Source organism: Pseudovibrio denitrificans JCM 12308 (assembly GCF_001310815.1).
GTDB classification, from domain to species: Bacteria; Pseudomonadota; Alphaproteobacteria; order Rhizobiales; family Stappiaceae; genus Pseudovibrio; species Pseudovibrio denitrificans.
This window is the reverse complement of the sequence record NZ_BAZK01000015.1, coordinates 11,637-37,119: the sequence shown is the minus strand read 5'-3', so window position 1 is coordinate 37,119 and position 25,483 is coordinate 11,637. Positions and strand designations below refer to the sequence as shown.

The window sequence follows — 25,483 nt, the reverse complement described above, 5'->3', positions numbered from 1 at the left end:
AGACAGCGAGGTTTTACATGTTACTCAGCGCTCGTGTTGCACGCGTCTTTGAAGTGATGCTCGAACACACTCACCCAGCCGTTGTTGTAGCTTTCACGCATTGTCGAGCCGATTTCGCCGAGTTTCTCCCAGTCATGGTGGCTCAAGACCACTTTCGTCCCCTCACCATCCTTCTCAAAAGTTACGTCAACGCAGGTTGCCATACTCTCAGGATTGTTGATGTGCCATAGAATTGAAAGCGCTTTAGGTGGTTGAAAGAGCTTGATGGTGCCCCAGTCATGACGAGTACCGTCACTGGCAATTTCATAGAGCTTACCGCCTTCTTTTTGCTCGCAGAAAACATCTGGCAGTGCTCCGCCGCTCATTGCTGTGACTGAATGAGTTTGGGTCGGCCACCATTTGCTAAAGTCACCAGTGAAAACCTCAAATGCCTTTTCCGGGCTGCAGTCCACTTTGATCATTTTCACCACTGGCGTGATCATTCTCATCTCCTGTTGAGCGGCGATTTCATTGGTTTAGCCTATCCAATGCCTTTGCAAGCCATAGACTGCCTTAGATTTTCATCCGCAAATTGTCAAACTAGGCGGCCTTCTGCCAAAACTCAATGATGGCCTGCCCTTGTAGTTTGCCTCTATTGTTTCGCGGAAAACTAATCTGAAGGAAGATAATGGCGGGCCGAAAAAAGGCTTATTGCAGTCTTATCTCAGTCCTGATGCCATATCAGAAGAGGACAAGTCATGGTTTTGCGCATAAACGATACGATCCCCAATTTGACCGTTCCTACTGATCATGGAGAGATCAATCTACACGATTGGGTCGGTGACAGCTGGGCGATCATTTTCTCTCACCCCAAGGACTTCACCCCGGTTTGCACCACTGAGTTTGGCGCAGTTGCCCAGTTGGGTGACGAATGGGCCAAACGTAACACCAAGGTTCTTGGTGTTTCCGTTGACGGCGTTGAAGACCACAAAAAGTGGAAAGTCGACATTGAGGCCGTTGGTGGCAGCAGGCTGATTTTGCGATCGTTGCGGATGCGGGACTTGAGATGGCAAAGGCCTTCGACATGCTGCCTGCAGAGTACGTTCTGCCCGATGGTCGCACACCTGCAGATTCAGCAACCGTACGCTCTGTTTTCATCATCGGGCCTGACAAGCAGGTCAAGCTGATGATGACCTATCCGATGACAGTTGGCCGCAACTTCGCAGAAATCCTTCGTGCTTTGGATGGGCTTCAAATGTCCGCCAAAGGGGTTGCAACACCTGCTGACTGGGCAGTTGGTGAAGATGTCATCGTACCACCAGCCGTCACCACAGAAGATGCTGAGAATAAGTTTGGCGCTGTCAAAACCGTTCTGCCATATCTGAGGTATGTGAACGCTCCGAACTAAGCATTCAGTTTTGAGCTTAAAGAAAAGCCCCGTGGAGCAGAACTCCACGGGGCTTTGATTGTTCAGGTTTGCTTTACGCTTAGTCGACTTTGCGGACTGCGCCTTTTGCTGCGCTGGTTGTCATAGCAGCGTAGGCTTTCAGTGCCGTAGAGACCTTGCGGGTACGCTTTTCGGCTGGTTTCCAGGCGTCTTTGCCTTTGGCTTCCATTGCAGCACGGCGGGATGCAAGTTCTTCATCAGAAACGCGCATTTCGATCTTGCGGTTTGGAATGTCGATATCGATCATATCGCCCTCTTCCAACAGACCGATGTTGCCACCTTCTGCCGCTTCCGGAGATACGTGGCCGATGGATAGGCCAGAAGAACCACCGGAGAAGCGACCATCGGTGACCAGCGCACACGCTTTACCGAGGCCTTTGGACTTAAGGTAGCTGGTTGGGTACAGCATTTCCTGCATGCCCGGACCACCGCGTGGACCTTCGTAGCGGATGAGAACGATGTCGCCCTCTTTCACCTTGCCAGTCAGGATTGCGCTTACGGCTGAATCCTGAGATTCAAAGATGCGAGCTGGGCCGGAGAACTTGAGGATGCTCTCATCAACGCCTGCTGTTTTAACGATACAGCCGTCTTCAGCAAGGTTGCCGAAGAGAACAGCCAGGCCGCCGTCCTGAGAATAAGCGTGCTCTTTAGAGCGGATGACGCCGTTTTCGCGATCATCATCAACGCCTTCTTCATAGCGAGAGCTTTGAGAGAACGCCACCTGCGTTGGAACGCCGCCTGGCGCTGCGGAGAAGAACTCGCGAACGCTTGCGCTGTCGGTGCGTTTGATGTCCCAGCGCTCCAGCGCTTCTGCCATATCTTTCGCGTGGACGGACTTCACGGAGGTATCAATCAGACCTGCGCGGTCGAGTTCACCCAGAATGCCGAGGATACCACCTGCGCGGTGAACGTCTTCCATATGAACGTTTTCAACGGAAGGAGCGACTTTACAGAGGACTGGCACCTGACGGGACAGGCGATCGATGTCGTCCATGGTGAAGTCAATTTCACCTTCCTGTGCAGCAGCAAGCAGGTGCAGAACGGTGTTGGTGGAACCGCCCATGGCGATGTCCATTGTCATTGCGTTTTCAAAGGCTTTGAAGTTTGCAATGTTGCGCGGCAGAGCGTTTTCGTCGTTCTGTTCGTAGTAGCGCTTGGCCAGATCCACGATCAGATGACCTGCTTCGATGAACAGACGCTTACGGTCTGCGTGTGTTGCAAGCGTGGATCCGTTGCCCGGCAAGGACAGGCCCAGAGCTTCGGTCAGACAGTTCATGGAGTTTGCGGTGAACATGCCTGAACAGGACCCACAAGTCGGGCATGCGCTGCGCTCGATGCTCTGAACATCGCTGTCAGAAACACTGTCATCGGCTGCGGCGATCATTGCGTCGACAAGGTCAACTTTGCGTTTTTCACCGTTTGCGAGCGTTACTTTGCCCGCTTCCATCGGCCCACCGGACACAAACACGGTTGGGATGTTGAGGCGCAAAGACGCCATCAGCATGCCCGGAGTGATCTTATCACAGTTGGAAATACAGACCATGGCATCAGCACAGTGTGCGTTGACCATGTACTCAACAGAGTCGGCGATCAGTTCACGAGATGGCAGCGAGTAGAGCATGCCGTCGTGGCCCATCGCGATGCCGTCGTCGACTGCGATGGTGTTGAACTCTTTTGCGATGCCGCCGGCCTGTTCGATTTCACGAGCGACAAGCTGACCGAGGTCTTTCAAATGCACGTGGCCAGGCACGAACTGCGTGAAGGAGTTTACGACAGCAATAATCGGCTTGCCGAAGTCACCTTCCTTAACACCGGTTGCACGCCACAGACCTCTGGCGCCTGCCATGTTGCGGCCGTGTGTGGATGTGCGTGAACGATAGTTTGGCATTGAAAACCCCAATCTGGCGAAATGTTATCTACGCGTTGCGGTATAGTTAGTTTTATCGGACTAATTTGGCAACTTTTCTTCAGCTTACACCACTAAAGAGAAAAAGAGTACCCGCCGGTACGCCTCTCCCCTTCTGTTCGCTTGAGCATTTCTCGGGTGTCATCTGCCGGAGCCTCAAGTCTTCCTGTTTTTAGAAGCGGTTAAAGGCAAAACTGGAGAGATCGTGCCCCGCCGGTTTTCCTGTGAGCACATCTGCCATAAGCCGCCCTATGGATGGACCAATTCCAAATCCGTGACCAGAAAAGCCCGTTACAATGTGCAGGTTTTCCTGAGCAGGTGCCCGGTCGATGACGGGCAGGAAGTCCGGCATTGCATCAATGAGGCCACCCCAAGCTGATTGGAGTTTGGTTCCTTTGAGCTGCGGAAAACGGTCTGCGAGGGCATGTGTCAGTACATTAAGTTCCTTTAGGTCCGGCAGGGAATTCAAGACACGCATGGCTTCAAATGGTGTTGTGTCTGCTCCGGTCCAACGGCGCTTTTGCATCCAGGAGTCCGGATAGTTCTTCGGCGACCATGGCTTGATGCTGGTTCCTTTCAGGTTCTCCGCCATGTTGGGTAGCCACTGTTTCAGAAAGCGGAAGGAATCCAAGCCGATGTGGTGGGTCTGGTTGTTTTTCAGAGCCAGCGTATAACCACCATCCTGGCGGCGACGCATGGCGAAGGTGTTATCAGAGGCGTTGGCCGGGAAAACATCGGGAACCGCTTCTGTTGCAGCAACAGTCAGCTCTACGGAGAGCTGTGGAAGCTTAATACCTGCGTTGGCTGCAAACAGAGAGGACCAGGCGCCTCCTGCCAACATCACCTGTCCTGCTTTGATCTCACCTTGCTCTGTTACCGCACCAACAACCTTGCCACCGGACTTCACCAGCGTGCGGACTGCAGTGTTTTCGCAGATGACAGCTCCGAGGCGCTGCGCGGCTTTGGCGATGCCAAGGGTCGCTTGTCCGGGTTCAGCCCGGCCATCGCTGGCGGTGTGCATTCCGCCAATCCAGCGGCCTTCTTTCCCTTTGATATCTTCGTGGACCTGTGCTCTTGAAATCATGCAGGTATCGAGATCGTACTTCCTGCCCAGCTCAACGAATTTCTCGAAGTTTTCCAGATCCTCATGTTTTTCAGCAAGGTAATAGACGCCCGTTGCGCTGTAGCCCAGATCTTCACCGGTCTCTTTGCTCAGCTGCGCCCAGAGGCGACGCGCTTCGATGGAAAGAGGAATTTCAGGCTCATCCCGGCCTTGCTGGCGGATCCAACCCCAGTTGCGGCTGGACTGTTCACCCGCTACGCGGCCCTTTTCGCAGAGAGTGACACTGACGCCTTTCTTCGCGAGATAGTAGGCCGTGCAAACGCCAATGATGCCTCCACCGATGATAAGCACGTCGGTTTCCTGCGGCTGCTCATCATGGAACTGCTGCGGTGTCTTTTCTGAATAAATCACGTCACTAACTCAAGAAACTTAGATAAACGGTCCGAGCTCGATCTTGGAGCCATCGGAGAAACGGGAGTAGCGGAAGCGGGTTAGGTCATATCCTGCTGGTTTGCCCATCAACATATCCGCCATGACGCGGCCAGCTGCGGGTCCGATGCCGAAGCCATGGCCAGAGAAGCCGGTTGCGATGAAGACGCCTTGTTGCGTGGGCACTTCATCCATGATTGGGACAAAGTCGGGCATAGCATCGATCATTCCGGCCCAACTTTCTTCCAACTGGAGATCTTTGAGCTGCGGGAAGCGATCGACCAGACGTTCCTGAATACGCTTCAAAGCTCTTGGGCTAGGATCGGGGTTCAGGACGCGGCATGTCTCAAACGGAGTAACTTCATCTCCTGTCCAGCGCCGCTTGTGGCTCCAGGCATCAGGATAGTTCTTTGGCGCGTTCATGCCAAAGGTAATGCCTTTGAAAGATGCTTTGATTGCCGGAAGCCATTTGAAGAGGTGGCGGAAAGAATCCTTACCGATGTAGTGATCATGGATGTCACTCACTGCAAGGGTATAGCCGCCATCTACTCTTTTGCGGAACGCAAATGTGCCGTCTGCTGCATCCCCATTGAAGAGGTCAGGCGCTGCTTTGGTCGCTGCCACAGTTGCACGTACGCACAGCTGCGGCATGGACACACCGAGGTTTTGCGCGAAGAGTGATGACCATGCACCGGCTGCAATCAACACGCGGTCTGCTTTGATCATTCCTTTCTCCGTCACAGCACCAGTCAGCTTGCCGCCTTCAAACTCCAGTGTTCTGACTGCGCAGTCCTCAACGATAACAGCACCATTCCGCTCGGCAGCCCGCCCGATGGCAGGTACGGCGACCCATGGCTCGGCACGACCATCACTTGGGGTGACCATACCGCCGACCCATTTGCCAGGTTTGCCCGGAATTTCAGCGTAGATTTCGTCTTTGCTCAGCAACCGCGTATCGAGCTGGTGCTGTTTGGCGAGTTCCAGAAAACTCTCATAGCCTTTGAGGTCTTCTTCTTTCTCAGCCAGATAGTAAACACCATGCTGGCGGAAGCGAGATCCTCGCCAGTTTCCTTCATCAGTTGCTGCCAGAGCCGATTGCTTTCCATGGAAATAGGGAGCTCAGCAGCATCCCTGCCCTGTTGGCGCACCCAACCCCAGTTTCGGCTGGACTGCTCGCCAGCAACGCGACCTTTTTCGCAGAGGGTCACGTTCACACCCTTTTGTGCCAGCCAGTAGCTGTGCAGGTGCCGATAACGCCGCCGCCAATGATCAGAACATCCGTCTGTTCAGGAAGCTTGCCAAAAAATTGCTGCGGGGTGGAGCTGGTATAGGTCGCCATGAAGGTCTCGAGGAATCAGATCTGTAATTACAATCTGACGAACTTAGCAGGACTAAGATATCACTGCACGAGCGCGTGCCTAAGCACTTAGTCGACCTTTGGATTAGACCTTATAGGTAGGTTTTGTCTTCAAAGACAAAAAGCTGGCCTGAGAGTTAAACGCTCTCAGGCCATAAAACTTAACGCGGAGCCATGCGGATCGCGCCATCCAGACGGATGTTTCGCCGTTCAGCATTGGGTTGGTGCAGATTGCTTCAACCAGCTGTGCGTATTCATCACCACGACCCAGACGGATGGGAATGGAACCTGCTGACCGAGAGAATCCTGCACTTCCTGAGAAAGACCGCGCAGCATTGGGGTTTCAAAGATACCCGGTGCAATGGTCATAACACGGATGCCGGATTTGGACAGGTCACGTGCAACAGGCAGTGTCAGAGCTGCAATGCCACCTTTGGACGCTGCATAGGCTGCCTGACCGATCTGACCGTCAAACGCTGCGACAGATGCGGTTGAGATGACCACACCGCGCTCACCATCTTCTGTAAGCGGGTCAAGGTTTGCCATGCGTGTTGCAGCAAACGATGTACAGCGGAACGTGCCAACAAGGTTCACGTTGATCACCGTCTGGAACATGTCCATTGGGTGCGGTTCACCACGAGACGTGGTTTTGGCAACTGGTGCGATACCTGCGCAGTTGACGAGGATGCGCGTTGGGCCGTGCGCTGCTTCAGCTGCATCCAGACCTGCTTTCACGCTGTCATCGCTGGTGACGTCAACTTTTACAAACTGAGCACCGATTTCCTGTGCAAGCGCATTACCAGCTTCTTCGTTCACGTCAAAAAGAGTTACTTTCACGCCGTGGCTGGCCAATTTCCGTGCGGTTGCCGCGCCAAGACCTGATGAGCCGCCAGTTACTACGGCTGCAATTTCATTGTTAAGTTGCATGGAATCCCATCCCGATTCATTTTGTTTGCCCCGCGTCTTTCAAAGCTCCCGCCAAAATTCTTTGAAAGCTGCAAAATGCTGTTATGCGGGTCGCAAGAGAAAATCATTCTCATGCCAAAGCCACAAGGTCTACTTTTCCGGTGATTCCTGCAACACACTCGGACTTTAAATCTAGCATATTTCCCTTATACCTTGTCGTAGGGCCATGGAATAAGTCGCTCCATCCGTCAGGAACCGGGTGCCCTGCACTTTGTTAGCGGCCTCCAGCTTAGCCGCACGGTTGACGGCATCGCCGATCACTGTGAACTCCAGACGATCCCGCACCCCGACGATACCGACACTCACAGGGCCTGCCGCGACACCAACACCGATTTCAAACTTCATTGGCCAGCCGGCCGCTTCCAGATCAGCGCTTTCCTCTTCCAGAATATGGGCCAGTTCAACACCTGCACGCAATGCATCGGCAGCGTAAGTTTCGGTATCGGAGACAGCGCCAAAGGTGGCGAGAATACCGTCACCAAGAAACTTATCGATCTTGCCTCCCTCTCCCAAAATCGCCTTGGCCGCCTTCTTTTGGTAGAGGCTGAGCACGCGCATCGTGGTTTCTGGCGGGAGCTTTGCAGCGGTTTTGGTGAAGGATCTGATGTCGACCAGCAAGACGGCCACATCTCTGATTTCGCCAGTCCCAGCTTTGAGCCTGCTTTCAGATTCCACAATGGAACTGGCCACTTCCGGGGTGAAGAAGCGGCTCAGATCTTTCACCGCATTCTTCTGACGAATTGCGGAGAAGAAGGTTCGGCGAGCTCGGAAGATCGACAGAGCCAGCAACGCCGTCACTGAGAGGATGATGATCAGCTTGTCCAGCTCAGCACCAATCAGCACGGCTTCACCAGTTAGATACTCGATGTAATTGCGAGTTATTAGCGTGGAACCGCCTTGATATGTGAGGGCATAGAATACCAGTCCCAGCCACCCCAAAGCACCGAAAACACCGGTGAGGATCACGTATCTTGGATCAAAACGTAATGCTCTCAAGGCGATGAAGAGGAACAGGTACATCAAGGTTGGGGCCTTGAGGTAGAAGGTCGGGTGCTGGGCGTATTGGATATGGAAGGAGAAGATCAGCCCAACCAGAAGCGCCACGTCTGCCATAATGGAAAGGACCAGATACCAGACCGGCAGTATGGTTTTGAAGGAGACGTAAATTCGGATGAGCGTAAAAACTAGATAGCAGGAAAAGGCGATGGGGACAAAGTTGAAGCCCATTGTGCCTTCTGCGCGCGGGGCAAGCGCATAGAGGATCGCAAAGAAGATAATTACGCCAAGCTGGACGATACCAATGAGGCGTTCGGAGGCAGCTTCCTGACGGGCAACTTCGCGGCGGACACGCAGTGGGAGATCCCCTTCCGGGGCTTTGGGACCCAAGACGCCGCGTTTGATCTGCTGGTAGAGGGAGGGTTCAGCTTTTTTCTGGTAGGAAATGCCGTGGAATTTCTCGCTCAAGTCCACATTCGTTTTTTTGTCAGATCCGCGTTTTTTTGAGGGATCGGAGTTTTCTGGACCACTTCCAACTGCCACACTTTTCTCCCGTCACGCCATTTTGTTGGCGTTGCTGGTTTGCTCGCGAATTCATCAGATCAACAGCGAGCGACGGGTGCGTGAACTTTATGGTTTGAAGACCATCCCCTCAGAAGCCACGATAGCTCGTGGATGCATCTGTTGAGCGGCCAGACCGATTTCGTCCAGTTCATCATCCGTGCGCCGCGGATCGTGATGAAAGATCACGGGCGTTTTCACGTTGGCGCGCTGGCATATTCCGACCACATGCTCCCATGTGGAATGTCCCCAACCCTTATATTTAGGGTATTCAGCTGAGGTGTACATCCCATCCTGGATCACAACATCAGCATCACGGATAAAATCTAGGACAGCAGCGTCGTGATGAGCGCTCCCCATTTCGTGATCTGTGATGATGCACATAGCCTTACCATTGTACTCCATCCGGTAGCCACAGGCTCCGCCCGGATGGTTTAGCGCAACTGTTTTGATTATCAGGCCATTGTCTTTCTTCAGGGTGTCACCTGCATTGAAACTTTTAAAGGAAACTGCAGATAACGTGTTGGCTCCTACCGGGAAAATTGGGGGGGACATGATCCGGCAAATGATATCCTTCAGGTCACAGGGATCGCTGAAATGGCCTGCCGTCAGCCGGATGCGGAAGTTTGGATCGTAGGCAGGCTCGAAGAAGGGCAGACCACAGATATGGTCAAGATGTGTGTGCGTAAAGAGAAGGTCGATGTCGCGATGTGGGCCTCTCATCATTTCCTTGCCCAAATTGCGTGCACCAGACCCACAGTCGACCATCAACAGAACGTCCCCCGCCCGTATTTCAAAGCAGGTTGTTTCTCCGCCGTATCTAAGAGTTTCGGGACCAGCAGCAGCTGTTGAACCGCGAACACCCCAAATTTTAAGAGAAAACTCGTTCAAGTAATCTGGCCTTTCAAGTGGACGCAGGCCGAGCCTGCGCTAGTTCTCTGGTCGTCTTTTCCAATCGCAATGCCAACACACGCATGATTTCCAACGAGACTTTCGGGAACTCCGCGATGAGTTTCAGAAAGTCATCCTTAGATATTGCGAGGATATGTGTTGTTCCAACTGACTGCAGCGTGGCAGTTCTTGGTACATCACACAAAATCGCAATCTCACCAATGATGGCATATTGTCCGACCCGCGCAACCTCATTTTCATCAACAAACACAGCAACTTCACCAGAAAGGACAACAAATGCGCTGTCGCCATCATCTCCCTGATGGCACAAATGTTCCCCGTCCTGAAACTCCATACGATCACTAATGAACGCAAGGAGACGAAGTTTGCTCGGTTCCAGTCCTTCAAAGAGAGGGACGCGGCTCAAAGCTTGGACTTCAGCATCAATAGTCACATTTCCCTCCCAATAACTTGATGAGCATAGCTGAACTCAATCCAGCAATCTGTGTTACAGCTCACACCATCTCGCCTTTGTTTCACCATAGTTCCCAAGACTATCTCTCGATAACCCTCCCATTTTCTAGGTGAACCGCCGTTTCAAACTCCTCAGCGACGGTCTCATTACTTACTCCAAACATGAAAATTTTATCTGACATCAGCTTTTTAAGGTCTGTGCGCAGCTCTTTGTCGGTCGCACTGGCACTGTTTGCTGTCTCGTCCAGAATATATATATGAGCGTTTTTCAACAATGCGCGGACCAGACATATCAACCTGCGCTGGTGTGAGGACAGCTTCGCACCGGCCACGCCCACGTGATAATCAAACGCGGCACGACGGATCGGGACGATGAGATCGCGTTCGCGCACCAGTTCCTGCAGAACCTGTTGGATTTTCTGGCGTGCATCTCGGCGGTCCAACCTTGCATGACCAAAGACCAGATTGTCTTCAATGCTGAGCGTAGTCAGGTATGTCTCTGGATCAAAGAACTCAAAGCGCTCGTTGTCCTTACCAACACTCTCAATAAACTGAGCACGGGCGGCGACGATCTTGTCTCGCATCTCATCATCCAAAACACCAAGACGGTGCTTGGCGGGGATGAGTTTGAGAGCAAGGGCGATGAGGCGCGCTCTATCGACATCCTTCAGTCTACGACGCTGGCCACCTTTCTGTTCATTCACAATACGACCAAATTCTGGCAGATCTTCGCGGCTGATGAAGGAGTATCTGTTTAACAGGTCACTATCTGCACTAACATCTGCAAACAGTTCCACCATGGTCGTTGCGATTTTGAGCCCGATGTCGCTCAGAAGCACATCAAAACCGGTTTGCTTGAGGAAGGCTGAGATCTGCGGATCGGTCGGGACGTGTTCGATGGTCATGAAGTGTTCTTTGGGGCTGGCAAAGAAAAGGTTTTGCGCCAGATTGGCGGACATGTTGAACTTTTCCGGATCCCAGAACTCAACCAGGTTTTGTAGTCGCGCATCGCCCTTAATCTTCTCGCAGAACGCTTTGCGTGCGGCGAGCAGGTTTGGCACCAGTTCGCAGTTCACTTCCTCGCAGTACCGCTGATCGATGACCGTCTCTACACCCAGAAGATAGAGATCTCGCGAGAAACCTGCGACTTTACAGAGTTCGAGGGCTCTTTCTTCCAGCTCCTGCATGGAGCTGGCGTTTGCCTGCTCAAAGTCTTCCCAGCGCGCCTTGAGATCGAAGAAGGGATTGAGCGTCATCTCCGCTTCCCGCAGCTGACGCTGGCGCTTCTTCAGGTCACTTCCTTCATAATCAATGGTTTCTTGCGGTCTGTGGCGCAGGCCGTAAAACAGGTTGTCGCGAATGGTTCCGGTCCAGACATGAAGGTGCCCGCCTACGTAGCGATTTGCCGGCCCAGCGTGGATTCCGACAGGTTCTCAAAACTGGTTTGATTGACACTGACCGAGCCAGAGGTTGGACTGAGCAAGCCCGCTGCCATTTGCAGCAGCTCGGCCCGTCCTGACCCATCTATGCCTGTGACAGCCAGAGGTTTACCCGGTTCAACAATAAGTGAAACGCCATGCACCTCCTGACCTGTCCCTGCACCTGAAAGGCCAAGTTTATCGAGCGTGAGCGGGCCGGAAAGCGGTAGCGTTTCGTCTTCCAAGAGGCGTTGCTTGTCGTACAGATCTGGTGGATCGAAGTTCTCAACGACGGTCTGGTATTTGACCGAAACGTCTGCGGTCATTTGATAGTACGCTAGCAGCTCTTTCCATGGGCCCGCCAGATCTTTGTAGGCTGCAATCACCGCGATAAGCGCACCAATGCTGAGTTGACCTTTGATGACCAGATAACCGCCGATGAAGTAGAAGAAGAACGGCGTCAGCTGGTTCATGAAGTTATTGACGAACTTGATGAAATACTTGCGATTGTAGATATCGAAGCGAATGCGGAAGTTGCGGTAGAGCCTGTCGGAAAGGTCTGCAGAATGCCACGCCGAGGTGTCGTTGCTATGGATCTCTGAAATGCCAGAGATGCTCTCCCCAACCTTGTCTGCAATCACGCGCACATTCTTCACGCGCTGGCGAGACAGGCGCACGACCTTTTGCTGCAATTTGGGAATGATGTAGCCCTGCACCGGATAGAGCGAAATAGCGGCCAGACCAAGCAGCGGATCCTGCATGAAAATGAAGCCAACCTGCACCACCAACATGCCGCCCTGATAGGCTGGCAGAGCGAAGGCCTCGCCAACAAAACCACCTACATCCTCGACCTCAGCGGTAATCATTGGTATGATCTCGCCGGAGCTGACCTTCTTAAAGTGAGGCAGGCGGAAGCGGAGTACGCGCTGAAACAGCTCAAACCGCAACTGGCGTAGCATCCTCTCGCCCAATCTACCCTTGTAGATGTTGAGGTAGAGTTTGATGCAGTTGCTAACGACAACAAGAACCAAGAACAAAATACACAGCACCGCCAGGTACTCGATTTGCCCGAGTTGGACACCCCAAAACTCTACCGGGAAATTGCTACCCTGAATTGCTTCATTGGTAATTGTCTTAGGCAGATCCAGCAGGATGTAACTGACCGGATAGGACAATAAGGTGACTAGAAGAATCGCCACTTGATAGCGGGCCGAGTTCTTCCAGATGAATTGGAAAAGCGATTTTTCCATGTCCACTCCGATTAAGCTCAGGCCAGGCTAACCCAAACTGAGGCGATGCGATCTACACTTCAACTGACGCAGGGGAACTTTACGCTTCAAGATCTTAAAAAAACGGCACAAAACCCTCCTCATCCCTTGGATTTTGGGGTTCAGTTCTGACGCTATCAGCGGATGGACTGGTTTTGCTGTTGTCTGGTGGTCCTCCCCCACTTCTATGATCTGACGCTGAGGTTTGTGCGCAGCAGATGGAATAAGAAGCGCATGACGGTAATGACGCCAAAAATTCTGATTTACAGCCACGACACCTTTGGCCTTGGCCACCTGCGGCGATGCCGGACAATCGCTCAATCTCTGGTTGGTTCCTTTCCGGAAATGTCCGTCCTCATCCTTTCCGGCTCCCCTATAATTGGTAGTTTTGAGTTCCGCTCCCGCGTTGATTTCGTCCGCATACCCGGTGTGATCAAGCTGCGTAGCGGGGAGTACACCTCCCTGTCGCTGCAGCTGGACATCAACGAGACGATCGCAATTCGCTCATCGATCATCGAGCACACTGCGAAGGTGTTTAAGCCGGATATCTTCATTGTCGACAAAGAGCCTCTTGGGCTGCGCAGTGAGGTTCTGCCTACGCTTCAGTACCTGAAAGGGCAGAAGACGCGCTTGGTGCTGGGCCTTCGCGATGTGATGGATGATCCGTTGGTGCTGAAAGAAGAATGGCTGCGCAAGCGGGCCTACCCTGCCCTCAATGATCTTTATGACGAGATCTGGGTTTACGGCCCCTCCGTGATGAACAACCCGCTGGATGGACTTGGCTTTGACCAGTCTGTGATGCAAAAGACGCTGTTTACCGGCTATCTGCGCCGGTCAATGCCAAGTTCAGCTCAGGATTTCACAGCCCCGTTTGATGGTGCCCCTTATGTGTTGGTGACGCCCGGTGGCGGCGGAGATGGCGTTGAGCTGGTGGACTGGGTGATGCGTGCTTATGAAGCACGGTTGCGACCACTCTTCCCGGCCCTCATTGTGCTCGGCCCATTCATGAGCAAGGCGGATGTGGAGGCCTTTACAACTCGTGCCTCGCATCTTCGCGATGTTGAGATCCTGCGCTTTACGCCAGAGATTGAGCCATACATGGCCAATGCGACGGCTGTGATCGGCATGGGTGGGTACAACACCTTTTGTGAGGTTCTTTCCTTCGACAATCCAGCCTTGCTGGTGCCACGTGTTGTGCCACGCAGAGAACAAGCCATTCGTGCTGAGCAGGCCCAGCGACTTGGACTTGCGCAGATGCTGCCCATCGACTCCTACCCCAGTGTGGAACTGATGGTAAAGGCGCTCGCCAATCTTCCGTTTATTGCCCCACCTTCTCACGCCCATTCAGAGAACTATTTGGGCGGGCTTGATGTGATCAATCTCAGAACCGCTGAAATTCTTGGCATGAGTGATCAGGCCTTGATGCAAAGATTGAATGTTTCTGCTGATCCTAAACTGACTTGCAAGACGGGGTAGCGATGGAGAGTGGTCGTATTGCAGTTGTGGTCAAAGGGTATCCGCGTCTTTCTGAAACGTTCATTGCGCAAGAAATCTATGGCTTGCAGGAGCGAGGTGTCGAGCAGCTCATTGTCGCCTTACGTCACCCGTATGATCCTTATGTACATGACGTACATAAGAAGATTACGGCAGGTGTGCTCTATCTGACTGAGTATCTGAAAGACGACCCTCCACGTGTGAAGCGAGCCTTAGATTGGGCGAAGAGGCAGCCGACTTATGCTGCGGCCAGAGCTTGCTTTGAGAATGACCTGAAGCACAAGAGGAATGCTGAGCGGTTTCGCCGTTGGGGGCAAGCTTGCGTGATGGCTCATGAGTTGCCCGCTGACGTTATCTGGATACACACGCATTACCTCCATAGCCCCTGCACTGTCGCACGCTACGCAGCCATGCTTTCTGGTCGCAAGTGGTCGTTTTCCGCCCATGCGAAGGACATCTGGACCACGGAGCGGTGGGAGCTTGAGACAAAGCTGGCAGATGCCGATTGGGGGGTGACTTGCACCAAAGCCAACCTTGCTTATCTGCAATCTCTTTGCGCGGAGCCTGACAAGATCAGCCTTGTTTATCATGGTCTAGATTTTTGCGGATTTCCTGAGGCTCCGCGTCCTGCCACCCTGCGAGACGGAACAGGAAAAGACAGTGTTCAGATCATTTCCGTGGGGCGTCTGGTGGACAAGAAGGGCTACGATACCTTGCTGCGTGCATTCAGTGAACTGTCCAAAGAGTTGAACTGGCACTTCACGCATATTGGTGGAGGTGAGTTGTCTCAATCTTTAGAAGACCTTGGCAAGCACCTTGGTTTGGAAGACCGGATTTCATGGCTCGGGCCGCAACCACGGGCGCGGGTTTTGGACGAGATGCAACAAGCAGACATTTTTGCTCTGGCTTGCCGTGTCTCCAAATCAGGAGATCGGGACGGATTACCCAATGTGGTGATGGAAGCACAAGCCATGTCGCTGCCTTGTATCTCGACTGAGGTGTCAGCCCTGCCTGAAATCATTGAGAACGGGGAAACCGGAGTGTTGTGCCCTCCAGAAGATGTGTCCTCCCTTTCGGAAGCACTCCACTCACTGATTACACAACCCGCAGAGCGCGATCGCCTTGGAAGTAACGCATTTCGCAGTGTGCATGAGCGTTTCAGTGCCTCGCCCGGTCTGGATTTTCTGGAAGAACAGTTTTCAAGAAGCCTGGAGCCTTGCTCATGAAAGTTGCTTTTACCGCTCCCATGAAACCAATCGACCATCCTGTGCCGTCAGGGGATCGGACCATGGGTCGTCTGATTGTGCGGGCATTGCAGCTGGCAGGGCATGAAGTAGATGTGGCGTCTACCTTCCGCAGTTGGAGGGCAGAGGGCGGTGAAGATGTTACGCGGGAAGTGAAAGAGCTTGCGATCACCGAAGCCAAGGCAATCGCGGAACGCTGGATTGAGCGTGGTGACGTGCCGGATGTGTTCCTCACTTATCATCTCTATCACAAAGCCCCAGACTGGATTGGTCCTTACCTTTGCGCCAAGTTCAACATTCCTTACGTGGTGGTAGAGGCAAGCCGCGCGCCAAAGCGGCAGGCAGGCAACTGGGCCCTCGGGTTCAATGCCGCTGATGCCGCCCTAGCGCAGGCAAACCAAGTTGTTGCGCTCACCAATGCAGATGCTCAATGCCTGAAAGAAGTGTTGAATGATGATGTTCTGACGGTACTTCCTCCCTTTCTGGAGACTGCGAAATTCGAAGTCAGCCACAGCGTTACCAAAGGGTCTGCGGACGGGAAGATACGCTTGCTCTGTGCTGGCATGATGCGTGAGGGGGATAAGCAGTTTTCTTACATGGTGCTTGCAGCTGCACTGAAACAGATTGCGGATCTGCCATGGCGCCTGACAATCGCTGGAGATGGCCCTGCCCGCGGTGAGATTGAGCCTTTGTTTGATCCGGAACGCACTGAGTTTGTTGGTTTGATCCCATGGCAGGAAATGCCACGGCTTTATCGCTCTCACGACGTGTTCGTCTGGCCCGCTATTCGTGAAGCCTTTGGATTTGTGTTTCTGGAAGCCCAGTCCTGCGGACTGCCTGTTGTTGGTGGTCGCGTGTTTGGGGTTCCTGACATTGTTGAGGAAGGCACCAGCGGTCTGCTTTCGGATGAAGGGGATGCCTCAGCATTGGCACAGAACCTGATGTCTCTCATCAAAAACCCGCATAAACGTGAGAACATGGGTCTTGCCGCCATAGAGAACATTCACAAGAACCACAGTCTGGAAGCTGGTGCCAGAGGGTTGGATAAAGTTCTCCATGCGGCCCTTGAGCATCACCAGTTTAAGCGGAGAGTGCACGGAGGCCGATGATGAAAGCCTTCATCCATGTTCAGCATCTACTTGGCTCCGGCCATATTGTGAGGGCTGTTGCGCTGGCGAAAGCGCTGGTCCGGCAGGGCATTGCCGTGACACTCGCTACCGGCAACCGCATTCCTGCAACACTGGACTGTGGTGGACTGTCTGTGGTGCAGTTGCCTGCAGTTCGTGCGGCCAGTGCCAAGTTTGATGTGCTGCTGGACGAGCATGACAATCCAATCGATGAAGCATGGTGGGAGAAGCGTATTGCGGCAACACTATCAGCCTTTTCCTCTGAGCATTTTGATCTGCTGATCACTGAGACCTACCCGTTTGGAAGGCGTATGTTTGCTGCCGAAATGACCCGGCTTTTGGAGTGTGCTGGCACCAAGTCGTCTCCGCCGTGGGTGGTCTGTTCCGTGCGCGATATTCTGGTGCGCAAGGATGAGGCCTGGAAGGAAGAGTGGATGGCCTCGCAGGCCACGGCCTTTTACGACCGCATTCTTGTCCACTCAGACCCGCAGCTCATCACACTGGGCGACAGCTTCCCCTTTGCTTATCGGGTCAGTTCGCATGTTCGGTACACAGGTTACATTAGCGATGATCGCTCAACAGAGGCGACCTCAGCGGATGGGACTGATGAGGTGATCGTTTCCTGCGGCGGCGGCGCTGTGGGCTCTGCTTTGCTGCGGGCTGCGCTTTCAGCTCCCAACCACATGCCTCCGAACAAAACACCCAAATGGCGGGTGCTGGTGGGGCATGACATTTCCGAGGCAGAATTTCAGCAGCTTTCGCGGCATTCGTCCTCTGAGCTGATTATTGAGCGGGCGCGTAAGGACTTCCCTGCTCTTTTGAAGAACGCCAAACTCTCCATTTCGCAAGCTGGCTACAACACGGTGGTCGATATCCTGCGTGCAGGCATTCCATCGGTGCTGGTGCCCTTTGCGCAGGAAGCGGAGACGGAACAGACACAGCGGGCTATCAGCCTGATGAAACACCGTAGAGCAGTGGCCGTGCCAGAGAAGGTTCTCAGTCCCAACACGCTTGCGCAGGCGGCTCAAAAAGCGCTTGGACTTCCCGCCCCTGATTTGCATGTGGCACTGAATGGCGCGGAGATTTCGGCGCAGATACTCGCTGCTGATCTTGGTATGGAGACGGCTTTGGACAGTACTGTAGGGATCATCTGGGAAAGGAACGTTTCTCGTGACCTCTAGCCCTGCTGCAGTTGTTGTTTCCGCCCCATCAAAGGACAAAGCCACAGATAGGGATCAGGAGTATTTTGAGCAGGCACTCACTCAACATCTGGATTGGTTTGCAGAGCGTGGGCGCCCTATCAGGTTCTGGTGGCGCGATGATGATGCAGTTTCTCCTACGCCCGAACTGGACGAGTTGATTGGCTTTTCTGAGCGGTTCGATGTTCCGCTTTCGCTTGCAGTTATCCCTAAGTTTGCGACAGAGACTTTGGCTCAGCGGCTTACAAGCACACACACCGTTCAGGTTCTTCATCACGGTTGGCAGCATAAGAACTATCAGGATAAATCTCGCGGTGAGAAAGCCAGTGAGTTTGGATGGCGGCGGACTGCTTTGGAAATGGAGAAGGAACTTTTGGAAGGTAAAGAGGTCCTGCAAAGTTTGTTTGCTGAGCGCTATGTACCGCTGTTTGTTCCGCCATGGAACCGCATTGCTCCGCGTGCTGTGCAACTGTTGCAGCAACAAGGTGATTATGGCCTCTCGGCGTTCACATGGATCAACCATTTCCGATTGCCACGCCTGCAAAGCCACGTAGACATCATTAAATGGAAAAAGAACGAGCGTTTTATTGGTTGGAACGCAGCACGGAAGCGGTTGGACCTTCAACTCTGCCGTCGGCAAACCAATGCGAGTGAGCCCATCGGGTTGCTGACCCACCATCTGGATCATGGCGAAGGGTGCTCTGAGTTTTTGGAGGCATTTTTCAAGATAACCTCTGCCCACCCTGCTGCTGTTTGGCTCAGTTCTCAGGAGTTGCTCGAAGAGGCTAAGCGTGACTTCAGCCAGTCGAGCGGACAGGTTTAACGAGGCGGAGCTTCCAGCCGACGTTCTTTGAGCGGGAGTTCAATTCCAAATCATCCAGCACTTGCCAGTGCGTGGCCTTGTCTGTTTCAGCCCAGACCTTTTGGAGTGATTTGTGCGCCCCGGACTTTTCGCGGGCGGGTGTGTACATGGAGATTGCGATGACACCGTCAGGCTCCAAAAACTCAGCATATCGTTTGAGCTGCTGCTCCGGGTCCTCGCAGAAATAAAGTACTTCATTGAAGATGATCGCTGTAAACGTCTGTCCGGATTTAGGAGAGAAACTCTCCAGATCAGATTGAACTAGCTGCGCCTCATCCGGGTTCACTTCGGCTTTGCTCAATGCGGTTTCAGAAAGGTCGACGCCACAATAGTGCTGCAGACCTGAAGCTTTGAGATAGTGATACAAGATTGCTTCACCGCAGCCCACGTCCAGTACGTTTCGGCTCGCCTCAGTCTGGCTCAGCCATGCGGAGAGAATGCCGTAGCGGGCAGCTTCTTTGATGTCATTGAGAAAATGCCAGCGGCCTTCTTTGTACTGGCGGTCCCAGTCCTCTGATTGCTCTTCCATGACACCCGAGGCTCCAGCTACTTGTATGGGTCCGCTGCGTCGCGCAGCCCATCTCCCATGAAGTTAAATGCAAGCACCACGATGATGATTGGAATAACCGGTGCCATCAACCACGGATATATGGTGACCACCGAGATGTTCTGGGCTTCATTGAGGAGCACCCCCCACGAAACGGCAGGTCGCCTGAGGCCAAGGTTGAGGAAAGACAGTGCTGTTTCCCCCAATATCATGGCGGGAACAGAGAGAGTTGCTGAGGCGACCAGATGGCTGGTGAAGCCGGGGAGCAAGTGTTTGACGATGATGCGGCTTGGGCTGGCGCCCATGAGAGCTGCTGCTTTGGCATACTCCTCTTCCCGCAAGGAGAGCAGTTTGGATCTGACTGCACGGGCCAGCCCCGGCCAATCCAGCAGCCCCAAGATGACCGTCAGGCCGAAGTAGATCCAGACGGGCGACCACGTGATAGGCAAAGCCGCAGATAGAGCCATCCAGAGGGGTAGCTCGGGGAGTGATCGCATGATCTCGATGACACGTTGGATGGAGCTGTCGATCCAACCACCAAAGAACCCAGCAAGGCCGCCTAGCAACACTCCCAGTACCATCGATATGCTTACGCCAACAAGGCCGATGGTGAGAGATAAGCGTGCTCCGTAGACAAGGCCGGAGTACTGATCCCTCCCCAGCCTGTCTGTACCAGCGATGAAGAGAGTGCCGTCTTTTGCAGGGCAAACAACGTGGAACTTAGCAGGGAACAGGCCCCAGAATTTGTAAGGTTCTCCCTCACAAAAAAAGCGGAGTTTCTGCACTTTGGTGGTGTCAGTTTCGTAAATCCACTTCAGGTTCTCAAGATCGACGGAAGGGTTTAGCCCGTAAACGAAGGGACCGACAAGTTTGCCTTCGTGGAACAGATGGATGGCCTGAGGTGGTGCGAAGAGGAAGTCTACGTTTCGTTTGGCAACGGGGTACGGTGCAATGATTTCAGCAAATGGCACGCAGAGATAGAAGAAGAAGAGCACGATGCTGACGCGACAGCCAGCTTGTGTTTGCGGAACTTCCACCAGATGATTTTCCATTGAGGCGCCTGATAGTACCGTTCCTGCTCTCTGGTCAAGATCTCCACTTCTTTGGGATCGAAGCCCTTAGGATTGACGTAGTGCTCTACCTTGTCTTCTCCGCGATCTCCCTGGTTCATTGTCTGACCCCCTCCTTGCCGAGGCGGATGCGCGGGTCGAGATACCCAAGCAGAACATCAGAGACCAGCATGCCAATGAGAGTGAGAATGGAAACAAAGAGAAGGATGAAACCAGCAAGGAACTGATCTTGCGATTGCAGTGCGCCCAAAAGAACCGGACCAACTGTTGGCAGGTTCAGAACGACGGAAACGATCACAGAGCCTGAGACCAATGATGGGATCAGATTACCGATATCTGCGATGAATGGATTGAGGGCTACGCGGAGCGGGTACTTAACGAGGAGCTTGCTTTCTCGCATGCCCTTGGAGCGGGCGGTGGTAACGTACTGCTTAAAGAGCTCATCGAGTAGGTTTGCGCGCAAACGGCGGATCATGGCTGCTGTGCCTGACGTGCCAATGACGATCACCGGAACAACAAGGTGAGCGACAATGGAGAGCGCTTTGCCACCGCTCATGGGTTCGCCGATGTAACGCTCTTCCATGATGCCGCCGACAGTCAGGCCAAACCAGCTGTTGGCCAAATACATGAGCACGAGAGCGAGCAGGAAGTTGGGTGTGGCGAGACCGAGATATCCGATGAGGGTGAACGAGTAGTCGCCAACGGAGTATTGGTGTGTTGCCGAGTAGATACCGATTGGAAAAGCAACGCAGTAGATGAAGAGGATGGTTGCGAGATTGAGAGCAATTGTGAGTGGTAATGTTGGACCAACGACCTCCCCCACTGGCTGATCATACTCAAACGACCAGCCCCAGTTGCCTTGGATGAGCCCATCAAACCCATTGGGTCCAGGCCAGAGGCCGACCCATATGCCGTAGCGCTCAACAAAGGGGCGATCTAAGGCGAACTCTTTACGGAGAAACTCAAGCCTGCCAATAGACGCGCTCTCTCCAGTTGATCGCAGCATGGAAATCTGGTTGGAAATGTAATCCCCTTCCGGCAGCTCGATGATGAAGAAGATGAGGAAACTGATGGCGGCAAGCGTTGGTATCATCACCAGAAGCCGCCGCAGGATGTAGTTGAGCACCCGCTTCCCTTTCTTCTCTCACACCACTCGTGGGTGAAGTGTAAAGGAGCACTCTTGGCTTTCTCTGAGAAAATCTAATCAGGTTTGAGAAGCCCCATTAGCGGGCGCTTAAGCTTACATCGGAGGTTTACTTTTTCAGCTGTCTTCATCCGGCAGTAAGTCTTTGAAGAAGAAGAGATCCATGCGATGTATGCCGAACTGAGCGCCCGGATCCCACCCATAGATGCCCATCTCTGGAACATTGAGCAGGCCCTTAACAACAACCGGGTGCCGAACACCGTTGACCAGACCGATGTGAATGGTTTCGTCCGCATGGATTTGGAGGATCTGCTCCCAGATCATATCCCGCTCTTCAAAGCTGCTGCTGACGAGCCATTGATCAAACAATTCGATCAGCCGAATGGCTGGCGGCCAGTCTGGTCTGACACCTGCATGGCCATCGCTTTCATAGTAGTTGCCCCATGGTGCCCAGGAGAGGAAATCTTCTCGTGTCGGTGCGTAGTCTACCGGCGGCATGTCAGCCGTTGGGACGCCATTTTCAAAACCCGACCAGACAGACATCATCAGAGCACCTGATAGAGCACGAGCGCGGATTGTGTCGCGTTGGCTGGGGCGGATGAAAGCGGAGACACCAATCTCTTGCCATGTTTCGGCAACCAACTCCAAAGCATCATCCTGTTCGGAACTCTCACCAGTGATCTCGATAATGAGCTGTAATGGGCGCCCATCTTCCAAAAGGCGGACACCGTCCCCTCGCCGATCCGTCAGGCCGATATCATCTAGCAGTTGGTTTGCAAGATCAGGATTAAACTCAGCCCATGCGGTCTGGAAGTCTGGTTGGAAGAGCGGAGAGATGTTGAGCACGGTGTCATTGCCAGCACGACCTAAGCCGAAGTAGAGCACCTTATTGATGAGCTCGCGATCAATGCCTAAGGAGAGTGCGTGGCGGAACCGGCGGTCCTGCATGAGTTTTCGCCACACTGGGTCTTTGACGCTCAGATTGGGCAGTATCGAGATTTCCGAGCCTTTGGAGTTGAGCCAGAGACGGGTGTCATAATCCTGCGTTTGCTCACCACGTTTGAGTACTGAGATGTCAGAAAAGCCCAGCCCGCGAGCCTGCAGGTCGCTCTCTCCTGCCAGTGTCTTTGCCGGGATGAGTTTGCCGTCCACCACATCCATAATGATGCGGTTGATGTAGGGCAGTTGCTGGCCAGCATTATCAACACGGTGGAAGAAGGGATTGCGCTCCATCACCGCCCGGCGTTCACCTGAGGCTGTGCGCGGTACCCAAGGCTGCAATGTGGGGATGTGTGGGTTCGACGCGCCGTACATATCGTCCATGCGATTAAACAGAGGCGCCCAGCCACGGACTTTTTCTATGCGGGCGATCTGCCTGATAAACTCGGGGTTGCCGTACTTCTCATGGAACTGCTTCATGTAAGCGGCGGGCCGATAGATGAACGGGGGACGGGCCTTTGCAAGTTCTTGCAGAAACAGTGGGTTTGGTTCATGCCACTCGAAACGGACGGCGGTTTCGTCGATCACCGTGAACTCCGGCCCCTCCCCATCCACCAGCATAAAGCCGGGCAGACCGATGGGGTTGAGTTCATCATTGAGGGCTACATCTTCAAACCAAAAACGGAAGTCTTCAGCAGTAAACGAGCTGCCGTCGGACCATTTATGGCCTTCCCGCAGGTGCAACGTGAAGACCTTGTCGTAGTGATTGTCGACACTTTCCAGAATGTCTGGATTGAGTTCAAGGTTCTCGTTGTAGCCGACCAGGCGCGCATACCCCCAGACGTTGATCAGGCGAACGTCCTTGGGGCGCGAAATCAGTGTGTGTAAAGAACCACCCTGCACACCGATGACGCGGCCCATGTCTTCCGGATAGGTTACGAGTGGTTCTTTAGGAATTCGATCGACAACAGGAGGTAAGCCCGGAGGAATACCGGGCGTTTCTTTCAGAACCAGAGCGAAGGAAGTAGATGGGAATGCAAGGGCTGCAAGGACAAGCGCTGCGTTGAGGAAGCGTCGGGTGATCATATGTGACTGCCTCCCAGTCCTACAATGTCACGCATGGCTTCCATACCGGGAGCACACACCCAGTGGTCTGTTTCCATCTCCACCAGATATGGCACCGTTGTGTAGCGCATACGATAGGGAGCTGGCCATTGGGTTGGATCGGAGCTGCTTGTTCCTTCCAGTGATCCGAAGTCCAGTTTGTGATCCAGTGAGGGTTCCGGCACCGCCTTGAGAAGTGCTTTTGTATAGGGGTGGATTGGGTTGTCTATGATTTGGCGTGTCGGACCGACTTCTACCACTTTGCCCTTACACATAACGGCTACACGATCCGAGATGTAATCAACCACCGCGAGGTTATGGCTCACGAACACGTAAGTGAGGCCGAGTTCATCCTTCAGGTCTTTAAGGAGGTTCAGGATTTGCGCCTGAACGGACACGTCGAGCGCGGAGGTTGGTTCATCACAGATCAGGAACTCCGGGTTCAGGGCCAATGCTCTGGCGATGCCAATGCGTTGTCGCTGACCACCGGAGAAGGAATGCGGGTAGCGGCGCAAGTATCTGGGAGACAGGCCGACCAGATCTATCAGTTCCCGAATGCGGGCTGCCTGACTGAGGCTATCGCCCATGCGGTGGATGACCAGAGGCTCCTGCAGGATTTCGTTGAGGGTGCGTCTTGGGTTGAGGGAAGAGAACGGATCCTGAAAGATGATTTGCGCGCGTTTGCGGTATTGGAAGAGTTCTTTCTCATTAAACCCCTGAATGTCACGCGGACCCTCTTCCGTTGTGTAGGTGATTTTGCCGCGTGTGAGTGGAAACGCACGCAGCATAGCCAGCGATGCAGTTGTTTTTCCGGAGCCGGACTCTCCCACGATGCCAAGGCATTCACCTCTGCGTACGGTCAGCGAGACGTTGTCGAGCGCGGTGGTCATGCCTCTGCGTTTTTTGCCGCGCAGGTTCTTGAACGTGAAGGTTTTGCTGACGCCTTCCAGTTCGATCAGAGAGGTTCCCCGGAAAGCATGCGCTTTGCCGACAGGATGTGGGTGCAGATCTGAGGTGTGCGTTCTAGCTTGATTGGCCGGATGGGGACAAGGCGCTCTTCAGGTTCCATTGAGAGGGATGGAACGGCGTTCAGGAGTGCTTTCAAGTATGGATGCTGGGGGGTAAGAAAGAGGTCTTCAACACTGCCCTTTTCCATGATCTCACCGTTGTAAACCACGACCACTTCATCGGCCATATTGGTGACCACACCAAAGTCGTGGGTGATCATGAGCAGGGTCATGTTCAGCTCTGCCTGCACCTCTTTGATCAGTTTCAGGATCTCTGCCTGAATGGTGACGTCCAGAGCTGTGGTTGGTTCGTCTGCGATGAGAAGTGATGGGCGACAAATGAGGGCCATGGCAATCAAGGCGCGTTGGCGTAAGCACCGGACAGTTCGAACGGGTATGTACGGATAGCGCGTTCTGGCTCAGGAAAGTGCACCAGTCGCAACATATCTTTGGTCAGTTCAAGCGCTTCTTTGCTGCCCACAAAGCGATGCAGTTTGGCAGCTTCTGCGATCTGATCTCCGATGGTGTGGAGCGGGGAGAGCGAGACCATGGGTTCCTGAAAGATCATCGCAATCTGGTCACCGCGGATGGCACGCATGGCAGGCCCAGCGGGTGGAAGCTTTGCGATGTCTACAAAGTCGCCATTTTTGCGGTTATCACGAAAGAGGATCTGGCCTGCGGTGATGCGAGACTTGGCTGGGAGGATGCCCATAACGGCTCTGGAGATGACGGTCTTGCCAGAGCCAGACTCACCAACAAGTGCAACGCATTTGTTTTCCGGAACGCTGAAGGATACATCGCGAACAACATCGTGACGCCCCTCGTCTCCACGAAACTCTACTGACAACCCTTTGACGTCAAGCAGGTTCACGTGCGTCCCTTCCTCATTGACCAGCTGCTGCGCGCGCAAGAAAGATCTTTCCCGGCTCTCACACTAGAACAGGGCTTTCTTTCAATGAGGTTGGGTTTCGGAGCACACTTAAATTAAAGT

The 25,483-nt window shown here is 53.5% G+C and carries 16 protein-coding genes and 5 pseudogenes; 6 read left to right on the top strand and 15 right to left on the bottom strand.

The features are described from left to right. Positions 1 to 20 precede the first annotated feature (20 nt). Entirely contained in the window at positions 21 to 482 is a 462-nt protein-coding gene (locus JCM12308_RS18675) for an SRPBCC family protein (RefSeq protein ID WP_054784726.1), read from the bottom strand. A 255-nt stretch (positions 483 to 737) separates the two neighbouring features. Between JCM12308_RS18675 and JCM12308_RS18670 the strand changes: the two are divergent. Further along, positions 738 to 1,387 (top strand): annotated as a pseudogene (locus JCM12308_RS18670) (peroxiredoxin). 79 nt (positions 1,388 to 1,466) lie between these two features. Here the strand turns inward: JCM12308_RS18670 and ilvD are convergent. The 9 genes and pseudogenes from ilvD to JCM12308_RS30445 all read right to left on the bottom strand — a co-directional run bounded on the left by ilvD (position 1,467) and on the right by JCM12308_RS30445 (position 12,737). Then, positions 1,467 to 3,314 (bottom strand): dihydroxy-acid dehydratase, encoded by a 1,848-nt coding sequence (gene ilvD, locus JCM12308_RS18665; protein ID WP_054784725.1) that lies wholly within the window; start codon positions 3,312 to 3,314, stop codon positions 1,467 to 1,469. A 190-nt stretch (positions 3,315 to 3,504) separates the two neighbouring features. Beyond that, positions 3,505 to 4,806, bottom strand: a complete 1,302-nt coding sequence (locus tag JCM12308_RS18660) for an NAD(P)/FAD-dependent oxidoreductase (protein ID WP_054784724.1) — start codon at positions 4,804 to 4,806, stop codon at positions 3,505 to 3,507. Positions 4,807 to 4,824: 18 nt separating this feature from the next. Beyond that, positions 4,825 to 6,163: pseudogene (locus tag JCM12308_RS18655) on the bottom strand (NAD(P)/FAD-dependent oxidoreductase). Positions 6,164 to 6,342: 179 nt separating this feature from the next. Beyond that, positions 6,343 to 7,108: pseudogene (locus JCM12308_RS18650) on the bottom strand (SDR family NAD(P)-dependent oxidoreductase). A gap of 171 nt (positions 7,109 to 7,279) precedes the next feature. Continuing rightward, complete coding sequence (locus JCM12308_RS18645) at positions 7,280 to 8,611, bottom strand: adenylate/guanylate cyclase domain-containing protein (protein WP_208978753.1); 1,332 nt, start codon at positions 8,609 to 8,611, stop codon at positions 7,280 to 7,282. A 162-nt stretch (positions 8,612 to 8,773) separates the two neighbouring features. Then, on the bottom strand, positions 8,774 to 9,595 hold the full coding sequence (locus tag JCM12308_RS18640; protein WP_008550062.1) for an MBL fold metallo-hydrolase: 822 nt from the start codon (positions 9,593 to 9,595) through the stop codon (positions 8,774 to 8,776). 13 nt (positions 9,596 to 9,608) lie between these two features. Then, entirely contained in the window at positions 9,609 to 10,049 is a 441-nt protein-coding gene (locus tag JCM12308_RS18635; RefSeq protein ID WP_174519203.1) for a cyclic nucleotide-binding domain-containing protein, read from the bottom strand. Positions 10,050 to 10,149: 100 nt separating this feature from the next. Further along, positions 10,150 to 11,325 (bottom strand): P-loop NTPase family protein, encoded by a 1,176-nt coding sequence (locus JCM12308_RS30450; protein WP_208978752.1) that lies wholly within the window; start codon positions 11,323 to 11,325, stop codon positions 10,150 to 10,152. Positions 11,326 to 11,459: 134 nt separating this feature from the next. Then, positions 11,460 to 12,737 (bottom strand): ABC transporter transmembrane domain-containing protein, encoded by a 1,278-nt coding sequence (locus tag JCM12308_RS30445; protein ID WP_208978751.1) that lies wholly within the window; start codon positions 12,735 to 12,737, stop codon positions 11,460 to 11,462. Positions 12,738 to 12,989: 252 nt separating this feature from the next. On the opposite strand from JCM12308_RS30445, the gene JCM12308_RS18625 reads away from it, so the two are divergent. Genes JCM12308_RS18625 through JCM12308_RS18605 form a run of 5 tightly spaced genes read left to right on the top strand, consistent with a single transcriptional unit; the run spans position 12,990 to position 18,642 of the window. Next, positions 12,990 to 14,231 (top strand): glycosyltransferase family protein, encoded by a 1,242-nt coding sequence (locus JCM12308_RS18625; RefSeq protein ID WP_050773912.1) that lies wholly within the window; start codon positions 12,990 to 12,992, stop codon positions 14,229 to 14,231. A 2-nt stretch (positions 14,232 to 14,233) separates the two neighbouring features. Then, positions 14,234 to 15,475 carry a glycosyltransferase family 4 protein gene (locus tag JCM12308_RS18620; protein WP_054784723.1) on the top strand — a complete coding sequence of 414 codons (1,242 nt, stop codon included), beginning with the start codon at positions 14,234 to 14,236 and terminating at the stop codon, positions 15,473 to 15,475. Further along, positions 15,472 to 16,602 carry a glycosyltransferase family 4 protein gene (locus tag JCM12308_RS18615; protein ID WP_054784722.1) on the top strand — a complete coding sequence of 377 codons (1,131 nt, stop codon included), beginning with the start codon at positions 15,472 to 15,474 and terminating at the stop codon, positions 16,600 to 16,602. Before JCM12308_RS18620 ends, JCM12308_RS18615 begins: the two co-directional genes overlap by 4 nt. Next, complete coding sequence (locus JCM12308_RS18610; RefSeq protein WP_054784764.1) at positions 16,602 to 17,801, top strand: glycosyltransferase family protein; 1,200 nt, start codon at positions 16,602 to 16,604, stop codon at positions 17,799 to 17,801. The genes JCM12308_RS18615 and JCM12308_RS18610 overlap by 1 nt, the downstream gene beginning before the upstream one ends. Then, on the top strand, positions 17,791 to 18,642 hold the full coding sequence (locus JCM12308_RS18605) for a polysaccharide deacetylase family protein (RefSeq protein ID WP_054784721.1): 852 nt from the start codon (positions 17,791 to 17,793) through the stop codon (positions 18,640 to 18,642). The genes JCM12308_RS18610 and JCM12308_RS18605 overlap by 11 nt, the downstream gene beginning before the upstream one ends. On the opposite strand, the gene JCM12308_RS18600 is transcribed toward JCM12308_RS18605, so the two are convergent. From JCM12308_RS18600 to JCM12308_RS33265, 5 genes and pseudogenes are all read right to left on the bottom strand, one after another. Next, positions 18,617 to 19,210 (bottom strand): class I SAM-dependent methyltransferase, encoded by a 594-nt coding sequence (locus tag JCM12308_RS18600; protein ID WP_054784720.1) that lies wholly within the window; start codon positions 19,208 to 19,210, stop codon positions 18,617 to 18,619. The two genes, JCM12308_RS18605 and JCM12308_RS18600, sit on opposite strands and share 26 nt — an antisense overlap. Before the next feature lie 17 nt (positions 19,211 to 19,227). After that, a pseudogene (locus JCM12308_RS18595) lies at positions 19,228 to 20,399 on the bottom strand (ABC transporter permease). Next, the gene (locus tag JCM12308_RS18590) at positions 20,396 to 21,424 is read right to left on the bottom strand and encodes an ABC transporter permease (RefSeq protein WP_008549905.1); all 1,029 of its coding nucleotides are present in this window, start codon (positions 21,422 to 21,424) and stop codon (positions 20,396 to 20,398) included. Before JCM12308_RS18590 ends, JCM12308_RS18595 begins: the two are co-directional and overlap by 4 nt. Positions 21,425 to 21,559: 135 nt before the next feature. Then, positions 21,560 to 23,467, bottom strand: a complete 1,908-nt coding sequence (locus tag JCM12308_RS18585; protein WP_054784719.1) for an ABC transporter substrate-binding protein — start codon at positions 23,465 to 23,467, stop codon at positions 21,560 to 21,562. Beyond that, positions 23,464 to 25,363, bottom strand: a pseudogene (locus tag JCM12308_RS33265) (ABC transporter ATP-binding protein). Before JCM12308_RS33265 ends, JCM12308_RS18585 begins: the two are co-directional and overlap by 4 nt. Positions 25,364 to 25,483 lie beyond the last annotated feature (120 nt).

Coding starts and splice junctions, on each gene's coding strand:
- JCM12308_RS18675 (WP_054784726.1), bottom strand. CDS start 482: ATGATCACGCCAGTGGTGAAAATGATCAAAGTGGACTGCAGCCCGGAA.
- ilvD (WP_054784725.1), bottom strand. CDS start 3,314: ATGCCAAACTATCGTTCACGCACATCCACACACGGCCGCAACATGGCA.
- JCM12308_RS30450 (WP_208978752.1), bottom strand. CDS start 11,325: ATGACGCTCAATCCCTTCTTCGATCTCAAGGCGCGCTGGGAAGACTTT.
- JCM12308_RS30445 (WP_208978751.1), bottom strand. CDS start 12,737: ATGGAAAAATCGCTTTTCCAATTCATCTGGAAGAACTCGGCCCGCTAT.
- JCM12308_RS18625 (WP_050773912.1), top strand. CDS start 12,990: ATGACGGTAATGACGCCAAAAATTCTGATTTACAGCCACGACACCTTT.
- JCM12308_RS18620 (WP_054784723.1), top strand. CDS start 14,234: ATGGAGAGTGGTCGTATTGCAGTTGTGGTCAAAGGGTATCCGCGTCTT.
- JCM12308_RS18615 (WP_054784722.1), top strand. CDS start 15,472: ATGAAAGTTGCTTTTACCGCTCCCATGAAACCAATCGACCATCCTGTG.
- JCM12308_RS18610 (WP_054784764.1), top strand. CDS start 16,602: ATGAAAGCCTTCATCCATGTTCAGCATCTACTTGGCTCCGGCCATATT.
- JCM12308_RS18600 (WP_054784720.1), bottom strand. CDS start 19,210: ATGGAAGAGCAATCAGAGGACTGGGACCGCCAGTACAAAGAAGGCCGC.
- JCM12308_RS18585 (WP_054784719.1), bottom strand. CDS start 23,467: ATGATCACCCGACGCTTCCTCAACGCAGCGCTTGTCCTTGCAGCCCTT.